The organism is Blattabacteriaceae bacterium, assembly GCA_036390115.1.
Taxonomy (GTDB): Bacteria; Bacteroidota; Bacteroidia; order Flavobacteriales; family Blattabacteriaceae; genus DASQPV01.
Genome location: DASWCM010000005.1, coordinates 20,522 through 33,723 on the forward strand (window position 1 = coordinate 20,522; position 13,202 = coordinate 33,723).

Annotated in this window: 16 protein-coding genes; all 16 read right to left on the bottom strand. The window is 30.8% G+C overall.

What is annotated here, in order from left to right; genetic code table 11:
* Positions 1 to 1,644, bottom strand: coding sequence for a hypothetical protein (locus tag VF849_01515; GenBank protein ID HEX9232705.1), 1,644 nt, complete (start codon positions 1,642 to 1,644; stop codon positions 1 to 3).
* The gene (locus tag VF849_01520) at positions 1,645 to 2,154 is read right to left on the bottom strand and encodes an HNH endonuclease (GenBank protein HEX9232706.1); all 510 of its coding nucleotides are present in this window, start codon (positions 2,152 to 2,154) and stop codon (positions 1,645 to 1,647) included.
* Complete coding sequence (locus VF849_01525) at positions 2,151 to 3,107, bottom strand: hypothetical protein (GenBank protein ID HEX9232707.1); 957 nt, start codon at positions 3,105 to 3,107, stop codon at positions 2,151 to 2,153. The genes VF849_01520 and VF849_01525 overlap by 4 nt, the downstream gene beginning before the upstream one ends.
* Positions 3,104 to 4,102 carry a tail fiber protein gene (locus VF849_01530; protein ID HEX9232708.1) on the bottom strand — a complete coding sequence of 333 codons (999 nt, stop codon included), beginning with the start codon at positions 4,100 to 4,102 and terminating at the stop codon, positions 3,104 to 3,106. Before VF849_01530 ends, VF849_01525 begins: the two co-directional genes overlap by 4 nt.
* 3 nt (positions 4,103 to 4,105) lie before the next feature.
* Positions 4,106 to 5,491 carry a hypothetical protein gene (locus VF849_01535; protein ID HEX9232709.1) on the bottom strand — a complete coding sequence of 462 codons (1,386 nt, stop codon included), beginning with the start codon at positions 5,489 to 5,491 and terminating at the stop codon, positions 4,106 to 4,108.
* A gap of 87 nt (positions 5,492 to 5,578) precedes the next feature.
* The gene (locus tag VF849_01540) at positions 5,579 to 5,824 is read right to left on the bottom strand and encodes a hypothetical protein (protein HEX9232710.1); all 246 of its coding nucleotides are present in this window, start codon (positions 5,822 to 5,824) and stop codon (positions 5,579 to 5,581) included.
* Positions 5,825 to 6,250, bottom strand: a complete 426-nt coding sequence (locus VF849_01545; protein ID HEX9232711.1) for a hypothetical protein — start codon at positions 6,248 to 6,250, stop codon at positions 5,825 to 5,827.
* Entirely contained in the window at positions 6,247 to 6,471 is a 225-nt protein-coding gene (locus tag VF849_01550; GenBank protein ID HEX9232712.1) for a hypothetical protein, read from the bottom strand. The genes VF849_01545 and VF849_01550 overlap by 4 nt, the downstream gene beginning before the upstream one ends.
* The gene (locus VF849_01555) at positions 6,468 to 6,788 is read right to left on the bottom strand and encodes a hypothetical protein (protein ID HEX9232713.1); all 321 of its coding nucleotides are present in this window, start codon (positions 6,786 to 6,788) and stop codon (positions 6,468 to 6,470) included. The genes VF849_01550 and VF849_01555 overlap by 4 nt, the downstream gene beginning before the upstream one ends.
* On the bottom strand, positions 6,785 to 6,985 hold the full coding sequence (locus tag VF849_01560) for a hypothetical protein (GenBank protein HEX9232714.1): 201 nt from the start codon (positions 6,983 to 6,985) through the stop codon (positions 6,785 to 6,787). The genes VF849_01555 and VF849_01560 overlap by 4 nt, the downstream gene beginning before the upstream one ends.
* A 74-nt stretch (positions 6,986 to 7,059) precedes the next feature.
* Positions 7,060 to 8,058: a hypothetical protein gene (locus VF849_01565; protein ID HEX9232715.1), complete on the bottom strand. Its 999-nt coding sequence runs from the start codon at positions 8,056 to 8,058 to the stop codon at positions 7,060 to 7,062.
* A complete protein-coding gene (locus VF849_01570; GenBank protein HEX9232716.1) occupies positions 8,055 to 9,866 on the bottom strand; it encodes a hypothetical protein in 1,812 nt (603 codons plus the stop codon). Before VF849_01570 ends, VF849_01565 begins: the two co-directional genes overlap by 4 nt.
* Complete coding sequence (locus VF849_01575) at positions 9,866 to 10,309, bottom strand: hypothetical protein (protein HEX9232717.1); 444 nt, start codon at positions 10,307 to 10,309, stop codon at positions 9,866 to 9,868. Before VF849_01575 ends, VF849_01570 begins: the two co-directional genes overlap by 1 nt.
* A 53-nt stretch (positions 10,310 to 10,362) precedes the next feature.
* Positions 10,363 to 11,640: a hypothetical protein gene (locus VF849_01580; protein ID HEX9232718.1), complete on the bottom strand. Its 1,278-nt coding sequence runs from the start codon at positions 11,638 to 11,640 to the stop codon at positions 10,363 to 10,365.
* A 190-nt stretch (positions 11,641 to 11,830) separates the two neighbouring features.
* Positions 11,831 to 12,895, bottom strand: coding sequence for a hypothetical protein (locus tag VF849_01585; GenBank protein ID HEX9232719.1), 1,065 nt, complete (start codon positions 12,893 to 12,895; stop codon positions 11,831 to 11,833).
* A 4-nt stretch (positions 12,896 to 12,899) separates the two neighbouring features.
* A partial coding sequence (locus VF849_01590) for a hypothetical protein (GenBank protein HEX9232720.1) occupies positions 12,900 to 13,202 on the bottom strand: 303 nt, incomplete at its 5' end.

The window sequence follows — 13,202 nt, forward strand, 5'->3', positions numbered from 1 at the left end:
TTAACCTTGAGTATACAAAGTTGCTTGCTGACCTAAACTAGTTTCATTAGTTATTTCATCAGCATTTGTTTCTAATAAAAGTAATTTGGCAGAATTTTGCCATCTTAACTCAATCGCAACTTTCCATCCTATTTTAGATAAACGTTCAAAATTAAAATGAATATTATCTGTTACACCAGAAGAGAAATAGGCAATAGGATACATTACTGGAAAAGTAATTCCTGGTGGAGTCTTAGCAAGAGTAGCACTCACTGATTTTCTTACTCTATTATTTACTATTTCTGTAGCTATTACCTGAGAGGTAGAATTACTTTCATCAAATACTGCGCGAACATTTTTAAGTTTAATTTCTGGGATTGATTTACCGGAATTTAATGCTTTAAATCGAACTCGCGCTTCCATATAAGAGACTGATTGGAATAATTTTATAACTTTAGAAGAAGTTATACCATAAAGAGTTGGATTTTCTGATTGATCAGCTATTGCAAATTGCTTTATTGGAGCTTCTAGTGTAATAAAAGAATTCCATTTTTGTCTTAAAGTATCATAAATAGCAAGAACATTTCCATAAATAGTATTAACCGAAAAAATAGCATAATTATCAAAAACTGTAGCTGCTGTAAGAAAAGATTGTTTTATTTTATTAAATACTTTAGAAATTAAAAGAGAGAAAATTGAATTTCTTCCTTCATTCATAATAAATTGAACTGCATTAAAAGAACGAAGACCATCAAAATCAATAAAAGCATAATCCCCGAGGATATCAATAAAAGATTCTTGATTAGTTACACCAGCAAATATAGGTTTTCTATTTAAAAATGTAGGCTCTGCAAAAATAGTTTTTTCATAATTAAATTCTACAGGAAAGCAATTTCTTTCAGTTGCTATTAAAAGCTCACCAGAATTAAGAGATTTAATACACGTAATATCATCATATCCAGTAGCATAAGCAGTAGTTTCTGCATCTCCTCCTTTATTTCCATTAATATCTACATTAACAACGAAATCTATTGGGCGGCCAGAAACACTTCTATAGATTCTTTTTTTATCAGGAGAAATCCCAAAAAGAATCCCATTAATAAAACACATATTTCTCATTATAGGACAATAAGAACGATTTTCTAATGTCCATTGAGAATATCTATTTAATCTAGTAGCTACCGCATCTGGAGAAATAAACCATCCTATAGAAACTCCATCCTGAACTACAAGTCCTGCATTAAGAGTATTTATTTTAAATGGCTGAACTGTAACATTAGTATTTACTGAACTTCCGTCAATTTTATTAGGAATCTCTAAAACTTTTTTATAATTAAAAGTTGAAGCAGGAACAGCTTGAGTAAATATATAATCTACTAATGGATTTACAAAAATATCCTCAATTTGTGTCCATTCTGTAGCATCAACATTACGATAATAACATAAACCAGCATTAAAAAGAACTAAATATTTATCAAAAGCATATATTCCTTGCTTAAAACCAGCAGGAGCTTTGATATCTTCTAAATTTTTATTCAATGGGATCAATGATGAATCTCTATTTACCACATTAAAAGCTAATCCATAAGAATTTTCATTTAATTTAGTATCATTATTAAATAAATCCATACCGCCAGAGAAATCATTTTGTAATCCAGTAATCATTTATCCTTTAGATAATATTATATTATTTAAAACAGCATACTCACCATGTAATTTTTTAAGTAGCTCATTAGCAGCTTCAGCAGCCATTTCTTCATCAGGAAATCCATACTCCCTATAGCGTTTTCCATTAAACCTAACTGAAATATCAAAACAATGATTTTTTGTATTTCTAAAAACATTCTTATATTTATTAGAACCTCTACAACCAAGTCTATTCATCTGATTTTGGCCTCGCGTTACGATTCTTAAGTTAGATTTTTTATTATTCAAAGGATTTCTATCTATATGATCTCTCTCCATTCCAATTGGACATTCAATAAGAATATGAGTTAATGATACATTCTTATTTAATATTCTACTATGACATTGAATATTAGCTACTATATATTTTTGCTTTCTAAATGAAAATTTAAGCCTAGCATTCCAGTTAGTATTATGTTCTAATACTTTTTGAGTATCTTCATCATCTATTTCGAAAAATAGATTACAATTTGAACACTGTATTTTCATTGATATTTTCTATATTTACCATATTTAACTACAAGATTCAATAAACCACTTCTACCTACTTTCATTCTTTTTTGAGTAGTAGATAATTTGTCCTCAGTCTTACGTTTTATTTGTTCATTAACTTTATTATAAGCTAAAATAGCACGTTGCTCATTTCCAGGTTGATCCTCAGCTATTAATTGTTTAGCTTTAAGAACAATTACATCATCAAATCCATCTACAGGAAATTCATCATCATCTCTTTCTAATCTAGGAAGTCTAGGTTTATATAGAACTTCCATTACATAAGTGCCATCAGAACAAGAACTAAGATTAGGATAAAGACTAACATCGACAATAATATAACGAGATTCTTTTTGATCTGCATAAATAGTTGCCAATTCATTAGAATCGGCATCAAGCAAAGTAACATTATAATCTGTTACTTTATTTTTCTTTATTGAAGTAAAATCAATGAAAGAAGCTAACCAAGAATTTGAAGTAGAATTAATTATAACATTTTCAGTCCATCTATTTGAATTACTTGTTTCTCCTGTTAGAGTCACTGTTAATGATATATCAGCCACAGGATATGTTATTAAACCTGGAGCCGCATTTGTAATTTCAGTTTGAAACGCTGAATATCCTTTTATTCTCCAGTTTCTCCATAAATTATTCCAAGCTTCATTTTGATAACGAGGTCTAATATCAAATAATTTCCAATCTCTTCTATAATCTTCTGATTGTCTAATAGCCCTAAGCTCACCAATAGAAGAAGGAAGTGAAATCTCTTTATTGCTATTCGCACGTAGGTAAAGCTCTTTTAAACTTATTGGAAGATCTTTATTTTCATAGACTTCAATAGCTGCCTGGTTTATAATATCAAGAACACGAGCTTTCTGTTCTGGATTTTCTCCTGGAGATGTAATTCCAGTCTCAGAACAAACTCTTCTAATTATATACCCTAAGCTCATGTTTTAATAAGAATTCTACCTACAGCAGATGGCTGACAATTATTATGTGCTGCATTTGCCGGCGCAGTAGCATTTGCTACTGTTACACCATCTATAGTAATATTGTATAATAAACTACCTCCACTAGAATATCCAGTTGAATTAACTTCATCACGTTTTCTATATGCGTGTGTATGAGCAGGTAATCCAGATTCATCAGCAGTAAGTAAATGAGTCTCTTCTCCAAAATTAGTAAGTCCTAAATTTCTAGCTGTTAATCCAGCTCCAGTTCCCCTACCAACTAAACATCTACCCCTAAAATCTGGAAGTTGAAAAGTTAAAACACCATCACCAGCACCCCAAGTAGTTCCAATTGCAGCAAACAAACTAGAAAAAATAAGTCTATTTACTAATGAACCATCACAATCTAACCAACCTTGATTTTCTATTATTGAATAAGCAGTAGTTTTACAAGTATATTTTAAATCTCCAGCAGACCACATAGAAGCAATTGAACTATTAGTAGCAACTAAACCTGCTGCTGTTGCAGTAGCAGAAACATTAGCTGTATCAGCATCAGTCTGTGCATCATCTGCTTTAGTATCTGCTATTGCTGCATTAGCTAAAGCTGTATTCGCAGTTGCTTGAGCAGCAGCACTATTAGTAATAGCTGTATTTGCTAAAATTAAAGCTTCTACTCCAGCTTTATCAATTAATGTCCAAAAAAATAAAGTATCATCTTCTGCCTCATTCTCATTCCAAATATAGCATTTTACACTACTATCAAATAAAATTCTTTTCCAAATATATCGTTTCCACCATAAAGGAGTAATTCCAGTATAAGAATTATTAGGATTTGGCACTAAAGGTGTATCTAAAGCTGTATCTTCTGTCTCTATAATCATCCCTTTATCTGAACCTAACCTACCAGAGTCTACTAATTGCATAAGCTCACTTGCACTTACATTAGTAAGACCTGTCAAATCAATACCTTTATCTAAATCTTGTGTTGTCATGATTTAATTACTACTTACAGTATTTCCAGCAGCTATTAAAGCATCTCTATCTATAATACCTTGTCCCGTTGGCGCAGCATTAGTGCCACCATCTAAGAAAATTTGACAATTAATTACACCACTTACTATTGCTCTAGCAAGAATATGGTTAACAGATGCAACAGAAAGATCACAAGCATCAAAAGCTAATGTAGTATTATTAGAAAAAATAAAGTTTGGAAAATTGATATTAGTAAGATTTTCACAATTATCAGCGTAAAAGTTTCCATTTACAATAGTTAGATCTAATAAATTCAATTCTGTCAGCAATGGAGAAGCTTCTATATGAAAATCTCCATTTATAATATGAAGACTAGATAAATTTATACTCTCTAATATAAAACTTCCATCTAACCACAATGTCCCAACAACACGTTTAAGATCAGATAAACTTAAACTACTAACTAAAGTTCCATCGTCAGAACCTAAATCAGAAAAAGCTAAAACTAAATTACTAAAGTTTACAATTCCTACGCCAGGGAATGTTACATTTCTAGTTACAATCTGAATATTAGAAAATTGACTATAAACCCCATTCTTCTTTGATCTAACTTTATAATACCAAGTAGTATCAGGTGGCATTAAGGATTCATCATTAAAAGTTATAGAAGTCAACTGAGTATAAATTAAATTATAATTTATACCATCAATACTTCTATAAATTTCATATAAATCTGGAATACTATCAGGATCATCTATATTAAGTATGATATTATCTATAGTAGAAAATTCATCTATAGAAATACTAATCGCATCAACTCCAAATGTTTGTTGTGTATCAAGACAAGTATTTATCACAGTATAATAATCTCCAGAAAGAGGATCAAAGTTAGTTATATCAAAAGACATATCATTACAAGTGTTATACACTGGAGCTAAATCTATCTCACCAGTTTCACAAAGTATAATAGGAAATTTAAACTGCGAAATTTTAAGTTGTTTTCCACCTCCCTCAATTAAAGCATTATTAGTTGACCAAATTTCTAAATAAAAATTCTTATTTATTACTTTTCCATTATAAGGAGGAATATAAAGTAATCCGTCATTTTTATACCACAATTTATATCGAAGCACATTATTATTTTCATCTTTCCAGGAAATACATGGTATATAATTTCCATCGGAAGAAAGATCAATGTATTCTAAAATAGAAAAAGATTTTTCAAAAGAATAATAATACTTACGTATGATCTCAGAAGATCCGCGCCAGGTATTTTCAATAGAAAAAACTGGAATTGTAAAATAATATGGAAGTTTTGTTACATATCTAGCTGCACTTTTTACCTTACTAGAAGCTTGCCTAGTATAAAGTAATCTTTCTTCTCGAAATGGTGGTAAAATAATACTCACTGATTTTCTAATATTTTATCTGCAACTGATTTTCTATATCTTTGATAGCGTGCATCATTCATAAACCATCCATCTTCTTTTATAATATCACCCTTTTTCACTCTTATTTCCATTTGATCTATTGGTATTATCTTTAAGCTTCTGCAACCTATCAAGTTCATCAAGATCAGAAGTAGCATTAAGAGTTGCTTGAATTGAATTTTCACTTTTAATATCTTTATCAATTTGTTCTATTCTTTTTTTATGCTGTTCAAGAGGATCATCTAATTTTCTAGCTTTTCTTTTTAGAAAGAAAAATATGCTATTAAGAAACTGAAAAATCGCTTTTATCATTTAGTATCCTAATGCAATTTTCATCCCATCTCGAATACCTTTAGAAGCTGCCATTACATAAATATTATCCTCAATATTTATTTTATCACCAATAGATAAATCAAATAACATAGTAGCATTATCTATTACTATCTTAGCATTCTCACTTTTAAGCTCACGAATAGGTAATTTAGATATTATCTCTCTAAGTAAAATACCAGTAACTTTTTTATTATTTACAAGAACATCTAGAGATGAATAGGCCAAATTAAAATCATCTTTCCATTCTGGTTTTTGTTTTAAGGCGGCAGAAATTCCTATACTTGATGCCATATAAGAAAGTTTATATACATCATTTGCTTTTTGAACTTCTGTAGAATCTTTATTTAAAATTGCACAATTAGTTAATAAAACAGCCGCCGCTAATAGAGTTATTTTATTTTTCATTTTGGAGCTACTTTAGTTAATTTTCTTCTTAGGATTTTTTCACCAGCATCTTGAATTAAATGTTTTGCTGCAATATAGCCACCGAACCAAAACAAATTTGGATCTGGATGATGAATTGAGTTAGGAATTTCTTTTTCTGATACAATAATAACAAGGTGTGGAAAAACTTCTGATAGTTCATTATAAGCATAAACTAAAATCTTTTTTTGCTTTTCTGTCATTTCTTTTGAGACTTTTCTAATTCCTGACGTATCCACTCCGTTTCTGTTCTTTTATTAACCTCTGTTTCATGCTTTTCTAAAGCATCTTTTAATCTAGAATAAGACTGATTCATGAAGGCTGCAATATTTATAGCAATGCAACCAATAACGCCAGCAAGTAAAATAGAAAAATCAAAAGAATCTATTCCTGAAGGTGAATGTGCTTTAATTTGTAAGCCTTTTAAGGATTCCACAATAAAAATAGCAAGATTTCCAAAAACAAAACAACTACCAATTATAATAACAGGAGATGTTTTTGGTTTTACTAAATCACTCATAAAAAATTTTTAGACCAAATTAAATTAGCTTCATTAGCATCCGAAATTGGAAGTTCTTTTTTCATTGTCATTGCTATATTTTGATAACCTTTTTTCATTCCATGAACAAATCCAAATTTAAATAACCCTTCAAGTAATATTTTACAATGTTCATCATCAGTAGTTCTAATTAAATGTATAATTTCGTCTGCTTTCACATTTCATAAAATAGCCATCCAAAACCATACCCAAAAAATTATAAAAAGAATAATTAAACATTTTTTAAACCAACTCATTTTTGTCTATTTAATAATGTCTCAAATGGCTGCCAAGCTAAAGTATAATAATTTGTATTTTGAGTAGCAGTAATAGCTCGCCCTAAAGCATAACCACCCATTAAATGAGTAGTCATTCCTTCCGGTTGAAATGGAGACATATTTGGAAGATTATTCTGACAAAAAACATAAATAGATGTTGTTAAGTTAGCAGAATTTCCTGCTACTGCGGCTGAAGTAGCAGTAAGTGAATTATTATGATATTGTTTAACACCATTTGATGAGGCAGAAGTTTTTGTTCCAAGATAAAATCCTGTTCCATTTGTGTCAGCACTTATAGCTGCACTTCCATCACTCCAAATCCTAGTAAGTTGTCCTGCTGCACTATGAACAGCATAAATTATTAATTTATCTAGAGTAGAAGGATTATATACACCTAACTCATCAGCAGACTCAGAAGCACCTCCCATCATATAAACACAAGCATGAACATCACTTTGCCAAGAACTTACATTATTTGGAATTACTCCTGTATCAAAAGCAACCCAAACATTAGATGTAAGACAACCAAGACCACCACTTGATCCTGTTTCAGTATATTTCCATCTTGCTTGGTAAGCATCTACAAGACCAGAATTTACACATATATCTAGTCCATTTCCAGTATCATTAATAAGTGGTATTTGTGGAGAACCTATATTATACTGATTTGGAGCTGTTGTTCCAGTTCCACATCCACCACCACTTTCATAACTACCGCCACACATTAAATTAGCACGAAGGATATTTCCAGGATAAAGACCAGAAGTTCTAATTCCTCCCATCCAAACAGAAGAAGCAATTAAAGAAATAGTTTTATTAAATGTCGAACTGCACCTTAATCCAGTAGTTGTAAAAACAATATTATTTGTACTACAACGATAATTCCAGTTTACTACTTGAGAATCAAATGCTACCTGAACTGGGCCAGCGGCGCTTAAACTTAAAACTAAAAATAAAGATATTAAGTATTTCATCTTCGCAAGTAATTTACAGGTAAAACTGCTACATTACCATTTGTTTGTGGACTATTTATAAGTGTAAAAGTATCCCAAGCATTAGCTGTTGCTGTAAGAGCAAATGTTCCATTTACACCAGCAAAAATAGAATTAGTAAAGGTTACTGTCCTACTACCAGTTCCATCTTGTATAATATGTAACTGAAGCCATTGAAAACTATTAGTATCTGGAACATTGGAACACACAATATCACTAAAGAAAGCATTAGTCGTTAATATTAATTTATAAGCTACATTAGTTTTTGCCCAATCAATTTGGTTCGCATCTACATTTGTTGTAGTCATTGTTAATGTAATTATTGAACTCCTATAATTGGTTGAGCCAGAAGAACTTCCACCTCCAGATGGAACAGTATATGTTCCAATTCCATTAAGAAATTTAGTTACATCATTAGTAAGTTTAGGAAGGAATCCATGTTTAGAAGTAGAAGCATCTCCTGTAGTTAAATCAGTTAAATTAAGTTGATTTTCTACAATATTTGTAGGAAATAAAGTTTGTCCGGTTAAAGTTAATCCAGTTCCTAAAGTAACATTAGTTGCAACTCCAGTAGAAGTAACCATAAGAACAGAGTTAGATAAAGATAATAGTTGCAAACTATTTGTAATTATAACAGTATTCCCTTTTCCAGAAATAAAGAAAGCATTACTTGTAGTTAATGTATATGCAATAGTAAGATTACTATTAACTGTAAGAGTATTAACTGTTAAATTACTATTTATAGTAATATTATTAAAAGTAATATCCTGACTTAAATTAGTTGTATAACCAAAATTTCCATTTCCATCATTAGTTAGCATTCCTACACCATTTATTATGTAGCTTTGGCTATTAGTTGTAAGCCAGATTACAAGAGTATTAGCAGAGCCAGAAGCAGGAATATTAGTTAATACATTTATTCCATCTTTTCTAAGAAATCCAGTAAAATTATTTGTTCCTAGCCATGTATTAGTTTCAGAAAGCAAAGTTCTATAACCAGTAGCATTTGTAACAACATCAACCCCATTTAACTTAAGACTATTAGTAAAACTACCATTATTAGCATTTAAAGTTCCAAGTCCTCCTATATTAGTAGTATATCCAAAATTTCCAGCACCATCATTAGTAAGTATCCCAGAAAGATTAACAATATATGATAAAGAATTACTTGTTAACCATTTAGTTAATGTGTTAGTTGAACCTACAGCTGGAATATTAGTAAGAACTTGAACACCATTAAAAAGGAGACTATTAGTAAATCCTCCATTGTTAGCATTTATTGTTCCTATACCATATAAATTAGTTGATTCATTCCCATCTCCTTTAAAAACACTATTAGTATTTCCACTTAATTTTTGCAAAAATCCATGTTTTGTAGTTGAAGCATTATTAGTTATAGTATCTGAAAATAACAATTGTTTTTCTGAAATATTTGTAAAATGTAAATGAACATCTGTAAATGATCCATCTAATGCCCATAGTGCATTAGTTGAATCAGCAAAAATTGGATTAATAACTGTTCCGCCAACACCTGGACCGGAAAAATTTATAATTACACTAGTTATTGCATTACTAGGTCCAAAATTATTAGTAGAAATTCCTAAAATATTTGTCCCTTGAACTAAAAGTAATTTTCCACTCCCAACACTATTAGTTATAATATTACGAATAATATTAGTTGTTCCTCTTGGTGAACTAATATTTACATCAGTTACAGCACCAAATAAAGAAGAGATAGCTAGTATAGTACACACTATACTAGCTATTCTCCTATTACAACCTGGGGTCATTAAGGTTGATGATAATTTAATACCATTGTAACTCCACCTTGGTCATTTGAAACATTTACATATTTTGTAAATATAAGCGGAGTATCAAATGTAAATGGTGCCACATTAGCCCCAATATTTAATACCAATATTGGTGTTGTATTATTAGTTGCAGCAGCTACAGCAGCTATAACTGAATATAATACAGTATTAGTAAAATTATTGGTAATACCATTTACACCAACAAAAGTAGTAATACGATTTGTAGCATATATTGTTACATTTGAATATGCTCCAGTAACATTTGTTATTGCCCCGTCATAAAAACGAAGAAGAACATTTGTTGTTCCAGTGATTTGTAAACTAGATAATACAATAGCTTCATTAACTACAGTCCTAAGACCTGTTGCCATATTATTAGTTACATATATCTCAGCCACTAAACACTCAGTAAAGAGTGCCATTGTAAAGATAAGAGTAAGTAATTTTTTCATAGATTTTAGATTTTAAATGTTAATTACACTCCGCGCTTTCGTTTATGAACAATAGGAAATATATTCCTACGTTGTTTTGCAACTATTCCTAATGCTACTTGAGCAATAAACCACAGCCACTCACCATAAACATTAGTTTCATAAACTGTTAATCCAGTACTGGCATCAATACAAGGAACAAGTTTTTGTTTAGTAGCAATTACTCTACCATTCCATTCCATTTTAGGAAAGTTATGTGGTGGAGAATCACCAGTAAATGCTGATGGTGGAGGTCCAACTTGAATACTTTCATGTCCTGGAGCACCAATTAAGTAACTAACTTCATATGGTGATCCATTTTCATCAATAGTTGCATAAACAGGATTAGGAAGACATTCACCTTCATTTTCTCCATTATCCTGAACTATTTCCGGCTCTGGAAATGTAGCATCATTTTTGAAGCGCATAGGAAGATCTTCAAGTTTTGATGTAATCATTCCAAAGATAGAACCTTTGAAACTATCATTCACAACATCAAGATCACAATTCTTGTGTTGTTGCAAATAAGGATCAAATGTAAACTGAGAATAAGTTTCATTACTTGTCGATAAGCAATATTTACCATCAAGTATCTTATCCTCTGTTGGCATATCAGAACCTTTAAAAAATGGAATCCGAAAATCAGTATCCATTTTACTAAAAGCATCATGAAGTGCTGGAAGTGTTAAATGAGAAGTTACATTTCCTAGTTGTGCTAATAGAAGAGCAGTTGTCTTTCCATCATTTGCTGTGTCAAATGTTCCAACACCAAGCCAAGGTGGAGTATTTACTACAACCATTTTATTAGGTTGTGCAAGAAACATAAATGGAGACATATGCCAGATATTAGTACGAATAAAAATATCTTCATATCTTTCTATCTTCTCCATAATATCAGTTGCATTATCATCAACATGATCAAGAAAGTCATTAAAAGATGGATAGAAATTAAGTCCATGACTTTCAAACCTCTGTCTATAAACATTAGCTTGAACAGTTCTTTCTTTAACTCCCATTACATCTTTCTTTGGAACATTCTTAAGCAAGTTTGGATATGCAAACTGTCTCCTATGTGGTGATGGTTCTGTAATAACTCCTTTAAGAGTATCACCTTCATTTGGAACCCATTTTCGTTTCTTTACAAACTTAGCCCAATGTGTAAAAGTTTTACGCCTTTCTACCATCATTTTAGCAAGATAGAATGGCATAGAATTATACATTGCTCGATCTACTTCTGTCCAACCAGAACATGCTGGAACATCCAGCAAATTTGGCATATTCATGTATTTATTCTAATCTTGAAAGTTAAATCTAAGTTAAAAATGTAACTTAGAACATTTGTGTTAGCTCAAAACACGAAGATAGAAGCTTAATTTGCGAGGCTCAGGATTCTCGCAGAAGCATTTAACAAAACCATATAAGCAGGTCTTGTGCCACTTATATTTACTATTAAGAAAACAACCTACTAATAAACTATCCCTGCCTTCTTTTACTATAATCAGAAAATTTAATACCACTATCAGCACCCTTATTATTAACAAAATCACCTTTAAGTGGTTGTGCTCCAGCCGCGTCTTTTTTAACACCTTTTATCTTATCTAACTCATCTAATGCTTTCTTTAATCTACCCATAAGTATAGCATTGTTAGCCGCTGTCATAGCTAAAAGTTCTGCAACAGGATTATTTCTAAAAGAAGGTGGAAGTGCCTCAATCACTGCATCTTGAATTTTTCTTGTTGGATGATCTTTCTTATCATATCCTGGAAAATATTTTTCTTTTGCAGCATTCACCACAGTTAAATCATTTTCATATGTTTTACCATAAGTATCTATATAAGATTTTAAACCTTTTGATGCTTCAAAATTTTGCTCTCTTGCAAATTGTAATTGATCTCCTATAAAAGCTTCAGATTCTGCATTAGATTCTTTTGGTTCAGAAAGCATTAATTTTCCTGTTTTAGGATCCATGTCTATATCTTGCCATTTTTCTCCTCTAGAAACTTTAGCTGCTTGAAGTGACCAATGAGATTTAATTCTCTCTGACAGATTATAATCATTTAAATGTGTTTCATACTCTTTTGTTAACATGAAAGCTTTTGGATGCCCATGAATAGTAGCAGCTTCTTTTTTTCTAGATTCTTTTAAAGCCTCATTTTCTTGTTTAAGCTGTTTATGTTCTAAATAAAGAGGTTTAAGTTTATTAAAACTTTCATTAGACATTGTCTTAAAAAATGGTCTATCTTCTTCAGGAATATCATCTAAAGTTCTTGGGAGAGTCTCTTTCTTAACTTTTACTTCTTTTTTAGGTTCTACTAAACTTTCATCAATAGTTACCCCACGATTCTTTAGAAAATCAGAGAACCCTATTTCTTTTTCTTCTGTTTTTTCTTTATCTAGATCAGCGGCCTCAGATTTTTCAACTACTTCTTCTTTTTCTTCTTTAGTTTCTGGCAACACTACCTCAACTTCTTCATTTTGTTCAGTAGTTTCTTTGGCCGTTTCTTGATTTTCTACTTTATTTTCATTTTCTTCTGGCATAATATTACTCTATATCAATTGGATGTTTATTTGTCGTTAAAAATTCTATTACCTCTCTATATCCCACTGCCTTCAGAAGATTTTTTGCAATATTTTCACTTTGTAAATTAGCTTTAGCAGAATTTCTTGCATTATTTAATAAAGTTAATTCTCTTTTACCTAAAAATAAAATAAGTTCTTGTGTAAACGGAAGCCTAAGCCATTTCTCAAACTCTTCTTTTTTAAGCTGCTCAGTTAAGTTATCTTCCTTTACTTCAAGTTCTATATCTCTTGAAGCACTTTTATTATATGCAGAAGTAAAACTCAT